Origin of the sequence: uncultured Imperialibacter sp. (genome assembly GCF_963974565.1) — a bacterium.
In the GTDB taxonomy this organism is placed as follows: domain Bacteria; phylum Bacteroidota; class Bacteroidia; order Cytophagales; family Cyclobacteriaceae; genus Imperialibacter; species Imperialibacter roseus.
Window position 1 is genome coordinate 311,877 of the sequence record NZ_CAXBCJ010000005.1, and the last position, 18,630, is coordinate 330,506.

Genomic DNA, 18,630 nt, shown 5'->3' on the forward strand with positions numbered 1-18,630 from the left:
TTAGCCCTAATTTAAGGAATGTACAACACGTTTTCCACTGATAATTGCACCAAACGGTCTTACCGGGAACTCCATTTGTATCAAAATGGAGTGGCATTATGTGAGAAAACCAACCAGTGAAAACTAAGTCAATGGGAATGCGCCATGATAATGGTTAAATTCCAACCTAATACATACTACATTTTATTTTTACCCTATGAGAACTACATACCGCCTATGGCTATCCGTGGCGAGCGCCCTTTTTATCATTGTTTCATCAACTTCTTGTTCCGACACCGACAAGAAGTTTGATAAGACTCCTCAGCTTAGCACTCCTCAAGACACTGTTAACCTGCCTGTGGTCAGCCTTCCCGAAGGAGCTGACACCACCAATGCCTACTGGCAGGGGATAGACCTAGAGCCCAAGAAACCAGTGATACCATTGCCGGTGAATGAAGAAAAGGCCAGGTTCCTGCTTCAGCCGGGCTACAGCCTTGAACCAATTTTAACAGAGCCGCAAATACAGCAACCGGGTGCCATCACTTTTGACGGCAACGGCAGAATGTATGTGCTGGAATTACGCACCTACATGCTCACAGCAGACTCTGAAGGCACGCTGGAGCCAGTAAGTGCCATTTCCCGCTGGGAAGACAAAAACAATGATGGCGTTTATGAAACGGGTGGAACATTTGTCGACAGCCTCGTTTTCCCAAGATTTGTTCTGGCCTTTGGCCCCAACAGTGTGCTGACCATGGAGTCGAACACCGACAATGTGTACATGTTCACCGACACCGACAATGACGGCAAGGCAGACAAAAAAGAGTTTTTTACAGATAATTTTGGCCGCCCCGGCAATGTGGAGCATCAGCAAGCATTTTTGTACTGGGGCATGGACAACTGGCTTTACAGCACCGTCAACCCTTTTAGAGTCAGGTGGACTCCGAATGGAGTAATAAGGGAAGCTACAGGCTCCAACCACGCCCAGTGGGGAATTTCGCACGACGATGACGGCAAGCTCTGGTTTCAGGGCGGGTCTAACGGTTTACCTATGTCCTTTCAATTCCCAATTCATTATGGCGACTATATTGTAAAAGACGTGAACTACGCAGAGGGCTTCGATGTGCCCTGGGGAGCACCCGTAAAGATAGCCGATATGCAAGGAGGCATGGGTGCGGTGCGAATGCCCGAAGGCACGTTGAACAGAGTGACGGGTGCAGCTGGCAACGATGTGTACCGGGGCGACCGCCTGCCAAAAGAGCTCTACGGCCAATACTTCTACGGCGAACCTGTAGCAAGAATCGTCAGGCAAATCAATCCGGTAGTTAACGAAGGGCTGACGACGCTACACAACGTCTTTCAGGATCAAAAATCAGAGTTCATTCGCTCCACTGATCCTCTTTTCCGTCCGGTTGACATGACAACAGCACCTGACGGCACCATGTACATCACCGACATGTACCACGGCATTATTCAGGAGGGAGAATGGACACCAGTTGGCTCCTACCTGAGAGCGAAAATTGAGCAGTACCAACTCGACAAAGTGGTGGGCCTTGGAAGAATATGGAGGTTAAACCATCAGGATTTTCAAAGAGATAAGACAAAGCCAAAGATGTACGACCAAAAATCGTCGGAGCTTCTGGCATACCTCAGTCACCCTAATGGTTGGTGGCGAGACATGGCTCAGCAGGTGCTGGTTCAACGGCAGGATAAGTCGGTAGCTCCTGAATTAGTGAAGTTGGCAAAGACAAGTAACAATCTTTTGGCTCGTTTTCACGCTTTGTGGGTGCTTGAAGGTATCGGCGCACTCGATGCTGGTCTTGTCAGGGAAATGATGAAAGATTCCAATCCACGTATGCGCATTCAAGCCATGTGGGTGGGTGAAACGCTTTATAAGGCTGGTGACATGTCGCTTGGGGCTGACTACGTGCGTATGATGAACGATGAGGACACCATGGTGAAAATGCGTGCCATGATGACCGGGCGCCTCCTCAAAATTCCGGGAACGGAAAAAGCTGTGAAGACAGTAATGGCCGCCGATCAAACAGCCGGTGTGCAGTTGGTTGGGCAGCAGGTGCTGGAACCTGTGGTTGTCAATTCGTTCTTTGGCCGGAGCAACCCCAACTATTCGGAAAAAGAGCAGGCCTTGCTTGAAAAAGGCGCCGACATCTTCAACAGCCTATGCTCTACTTGCCATGGCACGCTGGGTCTTGGTGCTCCGGGTGGGCAGGGCAAATTAATGGCGCCCTCTTTAGCTGCTTCAAAACGAATAAAAGGCCATCCGGACTATGTGATTAAGACCCTGCTCCATGGAATGACCGGAGACATCGAAGGTACTTCATACACGGGCGTCATGATGGCGCCAATGGGCAACAATGACGACGAGTGGATTGCTGCGGCAGCCTCGTTTATCAGGGCCAATTTTGAAAACGAATCGTCGCTGGTAACTGCCGAAGACGTGGCCAGGGTTCGGGCAAACACTACAGGACAAACTAAGTCGTACACATATCCAGAGTTGTTGGCTTCAGTTCCCAAAGTTTTAACACCAACAGACGGCTGGAAAATGACAGCCAGCCATACTGCCAACACTCGTAAGGGAAGTACAGCGTCGGCAAAGGGCGCTTTTAACTTCGAAGGCTGGACAACAGGCATTACGCAGCAGGCTGGCATGTGGTACCAGGTGCAGTTGCCTAAGCCTGCCACCATTACCGAAATCCATTTCACCTCACCTCCAATAAGCAGAGGCTGGCGGCCAGGATCACCTCCTCCTATCCATACCTATCCAAAAGAGTATGACCTGGAAGTGTCAATGGATGGCAAGCAGTGGACAAAATTGCTGGAGAATGCGAAGGGTGACAATGCTTCAATGGCTATTAGAATAGATCCGGTAGAAACCAAATTCCTGCGGATGACGCTAACTAGATCTGACTCGGTGGTTCACGGAGAATTCAGGGGCAAACCAATCGACTTTGAGGTCACCTGGACAATGCGGGAAATGAAGCTTTATGGATTCATGGAGTAGATAGTTCAGTATATCTTCCCTTTGTCCAAAAATTTTCTGAATTGATCGTTGAGGGAAGCAATTTGATTGCTTCCCTCAACTTTTGTACTGTGGCTGCAAAGGCTCCAAATAAGCGCTCTTTAACTGCGTTTTGCTACCAAAACACTTTTTTCTGATGTAACTTTGCGCCACCAAAAATTATGTGGTCTGAAGTAAAATATCTGTTCCTCAAAGAGGTCACCCTTGAATGGCGGCAAAAGTATGCTTTCAACGGCCTACTGCTATTTACTGTCAGCACCATTTTCATCATCTACCTGAGTCTGCGGGTTAAAAATCAGGCCGGCCTTCCCGACCATTTGTGGAATGCCCTCTTCTGGATCATTATCCTTTTCTCCGCCATCAATGCCGTTGCCAAGAGCTTCCTTCAAGAATCTCCCGGCAGGCAGCTTTATTACTATATTTCAGTGCACCCAATCAGCCTAATCATGGCTAAAATGGTCTACAACAGCCTGTTAATGGTGGTGCTGGCGACCCTCGCAGTAATGGTGTATGGAACGGTTTTGGGCTATCCGGTCATCAACACACTGATGTTTGCCTCGGTGGTAGCGCTTGCTTCCATAGGCATCTCATCGGTGCTCACGATGATGTCAGCCATTGCTTCTAAAGCCGGTAACAATACCGTGCTGATGGCCATTTTGAGTTTGCCCTTGCTCATACCCATTCTCCTGCTGTCAATTAAAGCTGTAAAGAATGCTATTGATGACCTAACTTGGGGCGACACATCAGACGAACTAATTACGCTGGCGGCCGTAGATTGCATTGGAATTGCGTTGGGCTATGTGTTGTTTCCTTTTCTCTGGAAAAGCTGATATGGATAAATTGATAAGAAAATGGTGGTGGAAAATCCTGGCAGTTGTGCTCATGCTGTATGTAGTGTGCGCAGGCCTTCTTTTTGACGTTCCCCGCCTGGTGATTCTGAATGAAACCATCAGGGTGCTACACTTTCACGTACCCATGTGGTTCGGCATGATCTTGCTTTTGCTGGCCTCGGTAGTTTACGCCATCAAAAACCTTTCTAACCCCAGCCCCAAAAACGATATCTATAGTTTGGAGTTTGCCAACGTTGGCGTTGCCTTTGGGGTGATGGGCATTGTAACTGGCATGATTTGGGCGAATTTTACCTGGGGAGAGCCCTGGAGCAACGACCCCAAGCAAAACGCTTCTGCCATCGGCATCCTGATCTATTTCGCCTATTTTATTTTGAGAGGATCCATCGAAGACGAAAACACAAAGGCAAGGATAAGTGCGGTGTATAACATATTTGCCTTTGCCATTTTAATCCCTCTTTTGTTTATCCTTCCAAGGCTTACCGACTCACTGCACCCCGGCAACGGAGGCAACCCCGGTTTCAATGCCTATGACCTGGATAGTAAACTGAGGAAGGTGTTTTACACCGCAGTTATTGGCTGGTCGCTTATAGGTTTTTGGATCGCCACCATCAGGATCAGAATGAGATTAGTTCAACATGTTACGGAGCAATAAAATGAAGCATACACTTTCCATCGCAATGCTTGCCATAGGCATGTTTTTGTCAACCAGCCTCTTGGCACAGGAAAAACATAAAATAGATGAAAACGATTATGCCAATCAATCTGTTGAAATGGCAGACGGCTTCCGGGCCGAGGGAAAAATCTATGTGGTAGTAGCAGTAATGGTGGCCCTATTGGGAGGATTTACCTTCTACGTGGTAAGGATGGACATGAAAGTGACAGGCCTGGAGAAAAAGGTGGAGGAATTTCTGCAAGGAAAATAAGGTTTAGGTAGTTGAAATATAAAAAGAGAGTCAATGAAAAAGTCGCACATATTCGGAATCATCATCATAGCTGTGGCTGTCATGGTTATTGTTTCCACAGCAGGTGACGCAAGCACCTATGTGAGCTTTGGAGAAGCCCAGGAGCTAGCCGAAAAAGGCAACGCAAACATGATCCATGTGGTGGGAGCCCTAAAAAAAGACGAGCAGGGTCAGCCAGTTGGTATTCAAACCAGCCCCGATATGCTCTCCTTCTCCTTCATCATGGTTGATCAAAACAATCTTGAACAGGAAGTGATTTACAACCAGCCCATGCCCATGGATTTTCTCAGGTCGGAGCAGGTAGTGGTGGTGGGCTCTTACAAGAAAAATAAATTCATTGCCGACAAAATCCTGATGAAGTGCCCTTCAAAATATCAGGAGAATGAAATAAAAGTTGGAGAGGTCAGATAAGCCCGAAAAGTAGATGATACATACCTTTGTTGGTAATTTAGGTCACTTTTTAGTGATCACAGCGTTTGTTTCTGTTCTCATCAGCGCATTTTCATATTGGAAAGCGCAGCGTTCCGATGAAATTGCCAAGCCTTCCTGGCTTAGCTATGCACGCATCGCCTTTTATATCCATGGCGCTTCCGTATTTGGCATCGTTGCATCGCTCTTTTACATCATCAACAGCCACTATTTTGAGTATCACTATGCCTGGAGCCACTCCTCTGCTGAGCTTCCGGTCTACTATCAGATTGCCACATTTTGGAACGGCCAGGAAGGCTCCTTCCTGCTGTGGGCATTCTGGCATGTCATTCTTGGAGCAATCCTGATCAATACCAACAAGTTTTGGGAAGCACCCATCATGGCCGTTTTCGCTGCTGTGCAAGCCTTCCTCCTGTCAATGATCCTTGGGGTCGTTATTTTCAATGTAAAGTTTGGAAGCTCGCCGTTCATTTTGCTGCGTGAGGCAATGAATGCACCGATTTTCCAGCTCAACCCAGACTTCGTTCCCAAAGATGGCTCAGGCCTCAACCCCCTGCTTCAGAACTACTGGATGGTCATTCACCCCCCAACTTTGTTCCTCGGGTTTGCCACCACTATTATCCCATTTGTGTATTGCATGGCTGGGCTTTGGATAGGAAAATACAAAGAATGGGTCAGGCCGGCACTGCCGTGGGCACTGTTTTCGGCAGTCACACTTGGCATTGGCATATTGATGGGCGCCTACTGGGCTTACGAAACGCTAAATTTTGGAGGCTACTGGAACTGGGATCCCGTGGAAAACGCCATCTACGTGCCATGGTTGGTGCTGGTGGCAGCCATCCACACCATGATCACCTTCAAGAAAAGTAACAACGCACTGAAGGCATCCATGGTGCTGTCCATTGCTACGTTCATCTTGGTGCTTTATGCTACATTCCTTACCCGTTCCGGCATACTTGGAGACTCGTCTGTCCATTCCTTTACTGATCTCGGTCTTTCAGGCCAGCTCCTCGTCTATCTTCTGACATTTACAGTGCTATCTGTTTGGCTTTTGGCCAAAACCTGGAGCAAGATCCCCACCTCCGAAGAGGAAGTTTCCACCTACTCCAGAGAGTTCTGGATTTTCATGGGTGCGGCCACGCTTTGTGTGATGGCCTTTCAGGTGATTATACCTACTTCCATCCCTGTATGGAATGCCATTGTTGAGCTGTTTGGCGGCATCTCCAATGTAGCACCCCCAGCTGATCAGGTCGCTTTCTACAGCAAGTGGCAAATCTGGCTGGCAGTTATCCTGGCCCTGCTCTCAGGAACAGGGCAGTTTTTCTGGTGGAAAAAAGTAGACAAACAAAAGCTGAAAGAATCTCTCTTTTATCCCGCAGTTATTTCTTTGCTGGCTTCCGGAATAATTATTGTCGTGGCTAAAGTCACCGAGCCAGCCTACATTCTTTTGCTTACCGCAGGCATCTATTCCATCGTTGCTAATGGAAAAATTCTTTTTTCATTGCTGAAAACGAGCCCCAAACTGGCAGGTGGAGCCGTGGCACACATTGGCATCGCCATGATGCTGGTGGGTGTTCTTTTTTCTTCTGGCTACTCCAGGATCATTTCCCTCAACAACACCGGAATGATTTGGAATAAGGACTTTCCGGAGGAAATGAACACAAAGAATCTCCTGCTGTTTCAGCATGAAACCGTGCAAATGGGGGACTATTCTCTAAACTATAAAGGCCTCCGAAAAGAAATAGATGGCTTTCCTGGCTATGTGAGCACCAGTGCAATCGAAGCTTTTGGCGATGCCTACAGAGTAGTGGCCCGAAAGGATATAGAGTGGAAGGGAAAGAAATATTTTTCCGAAGGAGATACACTGGTTCTTGACAACCCTGAAAACAGTTTCTTCGAAATTGAATATTCGAAAAGCGACGGCAAGAAATTTACCCTATACCCCAGGTTCCAAATCAACGAGTCGATGGGGATGCAAGTCTATTCTCCTGATATCAAAAGAACTCTTACCTCCGATTTGTATACCCACGTAAGAACCTTTCCGGATCCTGAATCAGAGACAGAATGGGGCGAAATGGAAGAAGTGACGGTAAAGGTCGGCGAAACTTTCTTTGTGAACGACTTCGTTGCCAGGGTGCAGGGCATTGAAAGAATAACGGAAATTCCACAAGTAACATTGGGGCTGGAAGACGTGGCAATCAAGGCGAGAATTGTTATTAGTGGAGCCGATGAAGACTATATTGTGGAGCCTATTTACCTGATCAAAGACAGAATGATCGGTCTGATACCTGAGGAGGTGAAGGATGTCGCTTCAAAAATCACTTTCCTAAACGTCCATCCTGAAAGCAATAGCTTCACTTTTGGTATCAACACCACACAAAAAGAGTGGGTCATTCTGGAGGCTGTTGTTAAGCCTTATATCAACGTCCTTTGGACAGGCACCCTAATTATGGTACTTGGTTTTGCCATGGCCATTCGCAGGCGCTACGTCGAGTTTATCAAAATGAGAGACAAGGGTCAGGAGGAATAAGCCACTCAAGTAAAGTCGTTTAACAATCAAGTCAATTTTACTACCTTCATAGGTGAACAATCAATCGACCTATGAAGGCATCCAGAAGATCATTTTTCAGGCAAATGAGTGCCGGTGCTTTGTCTTTGTCAGGTATGGCGGCAAAAGCTGCCTCTTTCGAGGTGGCAGATGGATTGAAGTCGCTGCAATCCCTTGACCCTATTACGGCAGCAGAAGACGAGCTTTCCTGGGCAGCAGTCCGCCAGGCATACACCGTATCCCCATCTATCATCAATCTCAACAATGGTGGTGTAAGCCCCCAGCCCAAAGTGGTGCAGGAAGCCAACGACCGCTATTATCACCTCAGCAACGAAGCGCCGTCTTACTATATGTGGGGAATCCTTGACCAGGGTCGTGAGCCTCTACGTGAAAAACTGGCAAATTTAGCAGGGTGTAGCCATGACGAAATAGCCATCAACCGGAATGCCACCGAAGCCCTGGATACGGTCATCTACGGCATGGATCTGAAAAAAGGCGATGAGGTGATTCTTACCAGGCAGGACTATCCCAACATGATCAATGCCTGGAAGCAGCGGGAAATGAGGGACGGTATCAAGCTAGTCTGGCTCAACCTGGACATGCCCACGGAAAATGCTGACTACGTAGTAAAGGCTTTCACAGATGCTGTGACCCCTAAAACCAAAGTCTTTCACATCACTCACATGATCAACTGGAACGGGCAGATCATGCCTGTGAAGAGGCTTTGTGAAGAAGCGAAAAAAAGAAACATCTTCTCACTAGTGGACGGTGCGCACACATTTGCCCATATGGACTTCAAAGTACCCGATTTTGGCTGCGATGCCTACGGCACCAGCCTCCACAAATGGCTTTGTGCTCCATTTGGCACCGGCATGCTTTACCTGAGAAAAGAGCGCATCACTGAAATCTGGCCTATTTTCACTAACGATAGCCCCAGGGGTGATAATATTCGCAAGTTCGAGTCCCTTGGCACCCGCTCCTTTGCTCCAGAGCAGGCCATTGGTCAGGCCGTCGATTTTCACAATGCCATAGGCCCAAAAAGAAAAGAAGAAAGGTTGCGGCACCTCAAAAATTATTGGTGCGAAAAGGTAAAAGACCACCCGAAAGTCAAACTCAACATTTCTCTCAAACCCGACTTTAGCTGCGCCCTTGGAAACTTCGCCATTGAGGGCAAGGAGCCTGGGGAAATCGCTACCCGGTTGTTCAATGACTACAAAATCCACGTGGTGGGTATTGTGTGGGAAAACATCAAAGGAGTAAGAGTAACGCCACACGTGTATACACTTACCAGTGAATTAGATAAATTAGCTGCCGCAATACACAAAATAGCGGACAGTTAATGGCAGAACGGTTTTCCTTCAGAGTAGCTCTTATCGGTTCGGGCAGGCTGGGCACGCAACTGGCAATGGCCCTGGAAAAAGGCGGTCACCGGATTGCCGAAATTTTCAACCCTTCTCAGAAATCAGCGGAGAAGCTGGCCTACAACCTCTATTCAAGTCAGCTGGTCAATAGCCTCGATTTCTCTGACAGCGACTGCAATTTCTTCATTATTGCCGTGCCCGACGAAGCCATAGAACAGGTGGCCACAGAAATTGTGCTGCCCGACGAGGCCATCATAGTCCACACGTCCGGAGCCACTCCCATGAGCATACTGGAAGTGACTGCCGCTGAAAACTTCGGCGTGTTGTGGCCGCTTCAGAGCTTTAGCCATGGTGCAGCCATCAGCTTTTCGCAGCTTCCGGTGATTATTGAAGGCTCGAACGACTACACCCTGGAAATTCTGAATCGTGTGGTGGCGTCCATAGGGGCAGAGCCGGTGTTCATGGAGGAGGAAGAAAGGAAGAACCTGCATGTAGCAGCAGTGTTTGCCAGCAACTTTACCAACTTTATGCTGAGGTCGGCCGAGCGGGTGCTGGAAAAAGACGACATTTCTCTGGATATACTGAAACCTCTTGTAGTAGAAACCATTCGCAAAGCTTTTGAAATCGGGCCTGAAAATGCTCAAACCGGCCCGGCGGCAAGAGAAGATTTTACCACTATCGATGCTCAGACCTTACTTCTAGCCGATAACGAATCGCTGCAAAGAATGTACCGCATGATTTCTCAGGAAATCATCGACAGCAAATATGAGTCGGACGTGTAGTTTGAAATCCAGCGGTTCTGCACTTTCTTTGAACCTTAATTGGAGAAAATGGCAAAGTCGTCCCGGCCCAGGAATTTCTCATTCACCGGTCTTTTCAGGCTGACAAGGTTTCCTAACCTGCTTATTATTGCCCTCACTCAATACATGACGGCCCTCTTTCTTACGACCTCCACACACGGTTTATGGGCCATTTTCACCCACCCAGGCCTGTTTTGGCTCACCAGCTCCACACTCATGCTTGCGGCGGCTGGCTACATCATCAACGACTACTACGACGTAAAAATCGATTACATCAACAAGCCCGAGCGGGTGATCGTAGGCAGAATTCTAAAGCGCAGAATTGCCATGATCTGGCAGCTGGGGCTTAACCTGGCAGGCATACTCATCGGCTTTTTTCTTTCTCCCTGGATCGGGCTCATCCACTGTTTCTCTGCGTTCACATTGTGGCTCTATTCTAACCAGCTCAAGCGACTTCCCTTTGTTGGCAACTTTAGCATTGCCCTGCTTACGGGCGTGTCGGTTCTCGTAGTAGCGGTTCTCTTTGGAGAAAAAAACTGGCTGATTTTCACCTATGCTTACTTTGCCTTTGGCATTACGCTGGTAAGAGAAATCATCAAAGACATGGAAGACCTGAAAGGTGACGAAACATTCGGCTGCAAGACGCTTCCCATTGTGTGGGGCATTCGCAAAACAAAGCAATTCGTTTTCCTCCTCCTTATCGTCTTCGTTGCAAGTATATTCTACTTCGTTTTCAAGGCAGAAAACGAAGTGCTCAATACCTACTTCATGGTGATGATTATTCCGGCCGCTCTCTTTATCCTATATTTCTTACGAGCCGATACCAAAGACAAATTTGCCAACCTGAGTACCTTTTGTAAGCTGTTTATACTGAGTGGTATCATCAGTATGGCTTTCTTTGCAGCGAATTAAAAATTATGAAAAAGAACCTGGCCATATTTGCCTCCGGAAGTGGAACAAACGCAGAAAACATTGTCAACCACTTCAAAGGCAACAGCGACGTAGCTGTTAAGCTCATCCTTTCAAACAAAAAGGATGCGGGAGTACTTCAACGAGCCAAAAAACTGGGAATTCCTTCTCATGTTTTTTCGAGACCTGACTTTTACGAAAACAACAATGTGCTGGAAGTACTGAAAGCTCACAGCGTTGACTGGGTGGTTCTAGCCGGATTCCTTTGGCTTATTCCTGGCAATCTCATCAAAGCTTTCCCTGACAAAATCATCAACATACACCCGGCACTGCTGCCCAAGTTTGGTGGCAAAGGCATGTATGGCGACAGAGTTCACCAGGCCGTAATTCAGGCAGGTGAAAAGGACAGCGGCATTACTATCCATTTGGTGAATGAAAAATATGATGAAGGCAAAATCCTTTTCCAGGCATCATGCGACATAGAAAAGGACGAAACGCCGCAAAGCCTGGCTGCCAAAATTCATCAGCTTGAATACGCCTATTTTCCTCAAGTAATACACGATCAGGTGGTTCAGTAAAAAACACAGGGTTTTTTTCAAGCCAACAATGCCTCACGCAGGCAAATTTTATTAGCTTTGCACCTTAATTTTCCTAGCCGTAAATGAGTCAAAAAAAAATCACTTCTGCTTTAATATCAGTTTATTACAAGGATGGCCTTGAGCCAATTATCCGTCAACTTCACTCGCTGGGTGTAAAGTTATACTCCACCGGAGGCACCCAATCATTCATTGAAAAGCTCGGCATAAAAGTTACACCAGTTGAGTCGCTCACAGCCTACCCCTCTATCTTCGGGGGCAGGGTAAAAACGCTCCATCCAAAAATATTTGGCGGCATTCTCTACCGCCGAGGCAACTATTCTGATATTGAAGAGGCCGGGAAATTTGAAATTCCATCCATCGATTTGGTCATTGTTGACCTGTATCCATTTGAAGAAACAGTGGCAGCAGGCGGAACCTCAGAGGAAATCATAGAAAAAATTGATATTGGAGGCATTTCGCTCATCAGGGCGGCGGCCAAAAACTTCCACGACGTTACCATAGTGGCTTCGAGAGACCTCTATCCAAACTTAAGCGCCCTGCTTGAAGAGAAGAAGGGTGAGACCTCCGAAGCTGACAGAAAGAAATTTGCGGCCCATGCCTTCAGAATAAGCTCGGGTTATGATACGGCCATATTCAACTACTTCAATCAGGACGACGAAATTCCATCGTTGCGTATAGCGGAAGACGAAGCCACTACCCTGAGATATGGCGAAAACCCTCACCAAAAGGGCGTTTTCTATGGCGACATGGCCAAAATGTTTGATCAGCTCAACGGCAAAGAGCTTTCATACAACAACCTCGTGGACATTGATGCAGCTGTTTCCCTTGTGGAAGAATTCCCGAAAGAGACGGCCTTTATTATCATCAAGCATACCAATGCTTGTGGCGTGGCTGTCGCTTCGACTGTGAAAGAGGCCTATCTGAAAGCATTTGAAGCCGACACTGTTTCTGCCTTTGGCGGCGTGCTGGCAACCAATAAAAAAATTGACCTGGAAACGGCAGAGGAACTAAACAAGCTGTTTTTTGAGGTGCTAATTGCTCCCGCCTTTGATGAGGCTGCATTAGAGCTGCTTAAATCAAAGAAGAACAGAATCATCATGAAGCAAAAGGCTGGCATCGACACAACCAAGCAGGCGAAAACCATTTTGAATGGCGTGCTTGTGCAGGATCGTGACCTGCATACCGATGGCAAAAAGGATCTTAAGGTGGTGACAAAGGCCGAGCCCACCGGTGAGCAAATAGATGCGTTGCTGTTTGCCAGCAAGCTTGCCAAGCACACCAAATCCAATACTATTGTGCTCGCCAAAGGCAACCAACTATTGGCGAGTGGTGTTGGACAAACATCCAGAGTTGACTCACTTAATCAGGCCATTGAAAAGGCCAAAAGTTTTGGCTTTGACCTAAAGGGTGCAGTTATGGCGTCTGATGCTTTTTTTCCTTTTCCCGACTGTGTAGAGATTGCGGACAAGGCAGGCATTGTGTCGGTTATTCAGCCAGGTGGTTCTATCAAAGACCAGGCGTCGATCGATTATTGCGACCAACATGGTCTGTCTATGGTGTTTACCGGGTATCGCCATTTCAAACATTGATTAATATTAAAACACAACGAGATTATTAGTCTCAAATTTGTATTTTCGACACGTTTTCAGCGTAATTGAGCGAATTAAAATAAACAATGGGATTCTTAGATTTTTTCTCCAGCGATATAGCCATAGACTTGGGCACGGCCAACACCCTTATTATTCATAAGGACAAAATTGTAGTTGACGAGCCCTCGATTATTGCCATTGACAAAAACACCAACAAGGTATTAGCGATAGGTCGTGAAGCCATGCAAATGCATGAAAAAACTCACGAAAACATCAAGACTATCCGTCCGCTAAAAGACGGTGTGATCGCCGACTTCCATGCTGCTGAGCACATGATCAGGGGCATGATCAAAATGATCCATCAGGGCGGCAAGTCGTTTTTCCCAAGCTCCCACAGGATGGTCATCTGTATTCCTTCGGGCATTACTGAAGTTGAAAAAAGAGCTGTGCGTGACTCCGCCGAGCACGCAGGCGCCAAAGAGGTGTACATGATCCCTGAGCCAATAGCTGCGGCCATCGGTATCGGCATTGATATTGAACGGCCTGTTGGTTCAATGATTGTTGATATCGGGGGTGGTACCACCGAGATTGCCGTTATAGCACTTTCGGGCATTGTGTGCGACCAGTCGATCCGGGTTGCCGGCGACACCTTCAACAAAGACATCCTCGACTACATGCGCCGTCAGCACAACCTGCTAATTGGTGAGCGTACGGCAGAAAGAGTAAAGATAGAAGTCGGTTCTGCATTGACAGAGCTTGACGAAGGACCGGAAGACTTTGAAATCAGAGGCCGTGACCTCATGACGGGCATTCCAAAAGTGATCAAGATCTCTTATTCTGAAATCGCTTTTGCCATCGACAAGTCTGTATCCAAAATTGAAGAAGCAGTGCTTAAAGCATTGGAGATTTCTCCGCCGGAGCTTTCTGCTGACATTTACGACAATGGTATTCACCTGACGGGTGGCGGTGCTTTGCTGAGAGGTCTCGACAAGCGCCTGGCCATGAAAACCAAACTTCCTATTCACATTGCAGATGATCCATTAAGAGCTGTTGTGAGAGGAACCGGCCTTGCCTTGAAAAATCTTAATGCATACAAAGCGGTTTTGATGACCTAACCATTGAATGTATTCATTATTCCAATTTCTCTACCGAAATAGGGCTTTTCTAACCTTTCTGTTTTTAGAGGTAATAAGTTTTTGGCTCGTCTTAAACGACAGAAGTTATCTGGGGGCGAAGTTTTTCAACTCGTCCAACCGGCTGGCTGCCAATGTGCTGAACATTTCATCCAACGTATCGGATTACTTCTCTCTGGGTAAGGTAAACGCCCAACTGGCCGAGGAAAACCGTCAATTGCACGAAATCCTGCTGAATCAAACCCCTAAAGGAATAGACCCAATCAGGATTGACTCTGTGTCAATAGACTCAGTCAATCATGTGTATGAAATGATAGCGGCCAAAGTCATCAATAATTCCACCAGAAGGGTCAACAACTACCTGACCATCAACAAAGGCTCGGATGACGGAATACTACCTGGCATGGGCGTGGTAGGCCCACAGGGAATTGTAGGCAAAGTAAAATATTCTTCGAAGCATTTTTCATCAGTGATTTCGCTGTTGCATACCGAGTTTTTGATATCTACAGCTGTCAAAAGAAATCAGGTGTATGGCACTTTGCGCTGGACGTCAGGAGACGCCCTTTACGCTGATCTGCAATACGTTCCCCGACACGTAAGCCTCCAGGTGGGCGACACCATTGTTACTTCCGGGTTCAATACCATTTTCCCGGAAGGCTATCAGGCCGGCACTATCTCAGAATTTACTATTTCTGATGACGCCACTTTTTACACCGTTAAGGTGAAGCTAGCTACCGACTTTTACAGTCTCAGGTACGTGTATGTGGTGAAAAACCTGTTGGCAGAAGAAAAAGACTCACTCGAACAAGTAACTATTCCAGATTATGAATAGAAGCAATTACATAAGTCTGGCCGCTTCATTTATCTTTCTTGGATTGCTTCAGGTAACTGTACTCAAGAACCTGGTTTTGGGCAACTATTCATCTTGCTTCATCTATATCCTACCCTTACTCCTTATACCACTTGAGGTATCTGCCATCGCTTTAATGGCTACTGGTTTTCTGTACGGAATCTCAATTGACACTTTTTATGACACGCCTGGAATTCATGCGGCCAGTGCTGTGTTAATAATGTACCTCCGGCCAGGACTCATCAGAATACTGACTCCGGGCGGAGGATATGACGCCGGAACGCAGATATCGGCCGCCGAACTGGGTTGGGGATGGGTGCTATCCTACCTTATTCCCCTGATATTTATCCATCATGTGGCGCTTTTCTTTATCGAAGCAGGAAATCTGGGAATGTTTTGGGTAACTTTAGGTAAAGCCACTATGAGTTCAATATTCACACTTGTGGTGAGCTTGATCATACTATATATAAGAATGCCTCAAAAAGGTAGTCGGCTATGAACGACAGCAGAAAACTATATATTCAAACTGGAATGGTGCTGGTGAGCGTTATACTGCTAGTCAGGCTTTTCATTATTCAAATTGTAGACACCAGCTACAAAAGCGCCGCCGATAGTAATATCATTCAGAAGGTAATTGAGTACCCCTACAGAGGTGAAGTGTATGACCGCAATGGCAAACTGCTGGTGTACAACAGCCCGGTGTACGATATTTTGGGTGTGCCCAAGGAAATCGAAAACCTGGATACCGCCAAGTTCTGCCGCCTGTTCAACATATCTAAAGCTGATTTGATAGACCGCCTTAATGCAGCGAGAAAATACAGCCCGATCAAAGCGTCAAAAATTGTGAACCTTCTGTCGCCGGAAGAATTTGCAAAAACACAGGATTACCTCATCGACTTTCCCGGATTTTACGTGTCGGCCAGAACAGTGCGGGGCTACACTACAAAAAGTGCCGCCAACGCTCTGGGTTATACTGGTGAGATAAGCAAGAGGCAACTGGACGCAGATCGCACTGGTTACTATAGCCAGGGTGACCACATCGGCATTAGTGGCCTTGAGCTATCGTATGAAAGAGAGTTACGAGGCAAAAGAGGGGTGAAATACAAACTTGTTAACGTTCGTGGGGTTGACAAGGGCAGCTTCAAGAACGGGTTGTATGACACATTAAGTATCCCCGGCGAAAACATCACAACAACGTTAGACATTGAGCTTCAGCAATATGCGGAAAAGCTTCTAGCCGGAAAAGTGGGAAGTATTGTGGCCATTGAGCCAGCGACCGGGGAAATCCTGGTTTTTGTGTCTGGTCCATCGTACGATCCGGCAGTACTAAGTGGCAGGGATTTTGGAGCTAATTTTACAAAGCTTTCCCAAGACAGCCTGGTTCCTCTTTTTAACCGGCCTCTGATGGCCATGTACCGACCTGGTTCGGTTTTTAAGATCATGCAGGCCATGATTGGCTTGCAGGAAGGAGTAATTACTCCCAATACGGTAATTGCCTGTAACCAGAGCGTGATTGGGTGCCATTATCATGGCCCATCCGAGAATTTGCTGGGCGCCATTACCATGTCCTGTAATCCTTATTTTCATCAGGTGTTGAAAAGAGTGGTGAATCAGGATGTGTCCAGGGATACTTATGAAGATACCCGAATAGGTCTTGAAAAATGGCGGGGCAGGGTAGCCAACTTTGGTTTTGGCAGCACTCTGGGAATAGATTTGCCTAATGAAAAAGGTGGTATGGTACCCAACGTGGCCTACTACGACAGGGCTTACAATAATCAACCATGGAAGTACTCTAACATTTATTCCATTGCGATAGGCGAGGGCGAGAACCTGGTCGTTCCACTGCAAATGGCAAATTTTACAGCCACTGTGGCCAATCGTGGTTACTACTACACCCCCCACCTAGTAAAAGCAATAAGCGACACAGGCAAGCCAAGGCCGGAATACGAAGTGCAGCACCACACCGGCATCAACCCGGAGTATTTTGACATTGCTGTTGAAGCCATGCACAATGTGGTAGAACATGGTACGGGCCAATACAGAGCAAAACTTGATGACATTGTAGTCTGCGGCAAAACCGGCACAGTGCAAAATGCCAATAGCCCCGATCACTCGGCCTTCATTGCTTTTGCTCCAATGGATAACCCACGAATTGCGGTATCGGTTTATGTAGAAAATGCAGGCCAGGGCGCAAGAGCGGCGGCAGCTATTTCCGGCCTTATTATCGAAAAATACCTCAAGGGAGAAAAGGCAAAATTGAGAATGGAACCCTACGTACTAAAAGGAGATTTTCTAGATGCGGACGAGAAGGCTAAGTTTAACCTCTAACCAGTTTGACTGGCTGGCAGTCTCTCTGTATTTCCTCCTTGTACTTCTGGGGTGGTTGAACATATATGCAGCCGTTTACGACGACGAACTAGGTGCTAGCATCTTTGATTTCAGCATTAACTCAGGCCGACAACTTATTTGGATCAGCACCAGCATCCTTATTATACTTGTCATTAGTATTGTTGATTTCAGGTTCTATGACTCATTCGCCTTCATAGTACTGGGCGTCATTGTGTTGATGCTTGTCAGTGTGCTTATTTTTGGATCCGAGGTAAAAGGCTCAAAATCATGGTTCGGTATCGGGAATTTTGGCATCCAGCCGTCGGAGTTTGCAAAATTTGCGACTGCGCTGGCACTGGCAAAGTTTCTCAGTCAGCCAACCATCAAGTTCGAGAAAATTAGCACGCAGCTAATGAGCCTGGGCATTATTGCTGTGCCAGCCGCTCTGATTTTGTTGCAGGGCGACACCGGAACCGCCATGGTGTTTGCCTGCTTTATCATTGTGCTTTACCGAGAAGGGTTAAGCCCTGTCTTCTTCATGATAGGCTTTGCCTTTGTGCTCCTGTTCATTCTCACACTGCTGGTGAACAAGTTGGTGCTCATCATCGGACTCCTAACACTTGGCTTGTTGGCGGCAGCACTGTCGGGTAGAAATATCAAAAAAATTGGTGTCGTCATCGTGTCGACTGTTTTCATGTTTGGCTTTGTTCAAAGTGTCGATTTTATTATGAACAAAGTGCTGAAGCCCCACCAGCAAAAGCGGGTAATGCAGCTCATCGACCCCAATGCTGATCCACTCGGCGCTGGCTGGCAGGTAACTCAGTCCAAGATCGCCATCGGCTCGGGTGGCCTGTTCGGCAAGGGCTACCTGCAAGGCACACAGACCAAGTTTGACTTTGTGCCAGATCAGAGTACGGACAACATTTTTTGCACTGTTGGGGAAGAGCACGGCTGGTTTGGTGGACTCATTCTGATCGCCGCTTTTCTAGCGCTTCTTTTGCGAATTACCCAGCTGGCCGAGCGTCAGAAATCCAAATTTGCCCGGGTATATGGTTATGGGGTAGCTTCTATTTTGTTCTTTCACTTTGCCTTTAACATTGCCATGACCATTGGCCTGTTTCCTGTGATTGGCATCCCACTGCCCTTTTTCAGCTACGGTGGCTCCTCATTGTGGGCCTTTACCATCTTGCTGTTTATCTTTTTGAAGCTGGATGCGCACCGCATGCAGATCTTCACGAGGTCCTAAAACAGACTG

The 18,630-nt window shown here is 47.1% G+C and carries 16 protein-coding genes; all 16 read left to right on the plus strand.

The window, feature by feature from the left end:
• Positions 1 to 196: 196 nt before the first annotated feature.
• Entirely contained in the window at positions 197 to 2,998 is a 2,802-nt protein-coding gene (locus tag AAC052_RS09700) for a discoidin domain-containing protein (RefSeq protein ID WP_339812874.1), read from the plus strand.
• A 179-nt stretch (positions 2,999 to 3,177) separates the two neighbouring features.
• The gene (locus AAC052_RS09705; RefSeq protein WP_339812876.1) at positions 3,178 to 3,846 is read left to right on the plus strand and encodes a heme exporter protein CcmB; all 669 of its coding nucleotides are present in this window, start codon (positions 3,178 to 3,180) and stop codon (positions 3,844 to 3,846) included.
• Between the two features lies 1 nt (position 3,847).
• Complete coding sequence (gene ccsA / locus AAC052_RS09710; protein ID WP_339784383.1) at positions 3,848 to 4,519, plus strand: cytochrome c biogenesis protein CcsA; 672 nt, start codon at positions 3,848 to 3,850, stop codon at positions 4,517 to 4,519.
• Position 4,520: 1 nt separating this feature from the next.
• Positions 4,521 to 4,790, plus strand: a complete 270-nt coding sequence (locus AAC052_RS09715) for a CcmD family protein (RefSeq protein ID WP_317488985.1) — start codon at positions 4,521 to 4,523, stop codon at positions 4,788 to 4,790.
• Positions 4,791 to 4,823: 33 nt separating this feature from the next.
• A complete protein-coding gene (locus AAC052_RS09720; RefSeq protein WP_317488984.1) occupies positions 4,824 to 5,240 on the plus strand; it encodes a cytochrome c maturation protein CcmE in 417 nt (138 codons plus the stop codon).
• 13 nt (positions 5,241 to 5,253) lie between these two features.
• On the plus strand, positions 5,254 to 7,788 hold the full coding sequence (gene ccsA, locus AAC052_RS09725) for a cytochrome c biogenesis protein CcsA (protein ID WP_339812877.1): 2,535 nt from the start codon (positions 5,254 to 5,256) through the stop codon (positions 7,786 to 7,788).
• Positions 7,789 to 7,859: 71 nt separating this feature from the next.
• Positions 7,860 to 9,146, plus strand: a complete 1,287-nt coding sequence (locus tag AAC052_RS09730) for an aminotransferase class V-fold PLP-dependent enzyme (protein ID WP_339812878.1) — start codon at positions 7,860 to 7,862, stop codon at positions 9,144 to 9,146.
• Positions 9,146 to 9,949, plus strand: coding sequence for a Rossmann-like and DUF2520 domain-containing protein (locus tag AAC052_RS09735; RefSeq protein ID WP_317488981.1), 804 nt, complete (start codon positions 9,146 to 9,148; stop codon positions 9,947 to 9,949). The genes AAC052_RS09730 and AAC052_RS09735 overlap by 1 nt, the downstream gene beginning before the upstream one ends.
• 48 nt (positions 9,950 to 9,997) lie before the next feature.
• Complete coding sequence (locus tag AAC052_RS09740) at positions 9,998 to 10,879, plus strand: geranylgeranylglycerol-phosphate geranylgeranyltransferase (protein ID WP_317488980.1); 882 nt, start codon at positions 9,998 to 10,000, stop codon at positions 10,877 to 10,879.
• Positions 10,880 to 10,884: 5 nt separating this feature from the next.
• Positions 10,885 to 11,454, plus strand: a complete 570-nt coding sequence (gene purN, locus AAC052_RS09745; RefSeq protein WP_317488979.1) for a phosphoribosylglycinamide formyltransferase — start codon at positions 10,885 to 10,887, stop codon at positions 11,452 to 11,454.
• Positions 11,455 to 11,537: 83 nt separating this feature from the next.
• A complete protein-coding gene (gene purH / locus AAC052_RS09750; protein WP_317488978.1) occupies positions 11,538 to 13,064 on the plus strand; it encodes a bifunctional phosphoribosylaminoimidazolecarboxamide formyltransferase/IMP cyclohydrolase in 1,527 nt (508 codons plus the stop codon).
• Positions 13,065 to 13,150: 86 nt separating this feature from the next.
• Complete coding sequence (locus AAC052_RS09755) at positions 13,151 to 14,179, plus strand: rod shape-determining protein (protein ID WP_152001377.1); 1,029 nt, start codon at positions 13,151 to 13,153, stop codon at positions 14,177 to 14,179.
• A 7-nt stretch (positions 14,180 to 14,186) separates the two neighbouring features.
• The gene (mreC, locus tag AAC052_RS09760; RefSeq protein WP_339812879.1) at positions 14,187 to 15,029 is read left to right on the plus strand and encodes a rod shape-determining protein MreC; all 843 of its coding nucleotides are present in this window, start codon (positions 14,187 to 14,189) and stop codon (positions 15,027 to 15,029) included.
• On the plus strand, positions 15,022 to 15,546 hold the full coding sequence (locus tag AAC052_RS09765) for a rod shape-determining protein MreD (RefSeq protein ID WP_317488976.1): 525 nt from the start codon (positions 15,022 to 15,024) through the stop codon (positions 15,544 to 15,546). Before mreC ends, AAC052_RS09765 begins: the two co-directional genes overlap by 8 nt.
• Positions 15,543 to 17,375 (plus strand): penicillin-binding transpeptidase domain-containing protein, encoded by a 1,833-nt coding sequence (locus tag AAC052_RS09770; protein ID WP_317488975.1) that lies wholly within the window; start codon positions 15,543 to 15,545, stop codon positions 17,373 to 17,375. Before AAC052_RS09765 ends, AAC052_RS09770 begins: the two co-directional genes overlap by 4 nt.
• The gene (gene rodA / locus AAC052_RS09775) at positions 17,344 to 18,621 is read left to right on the plus strand and encodes a rod shape-determining protein RodA (RefSeq protein ID WP_317488974.1); all 1,278 of its coding nucleotides are present in this window, start codon (positions 17,344 to 17,346) and stop codon (positions 18,619 to 18,621) included. The genes AAC052_RS09770 and rodA overlap by 32 nt, the downstream gene beginning before the upstream one ends.
• Positions 18,622 to 18,630 lie beyond the last annotated feature (9 nt).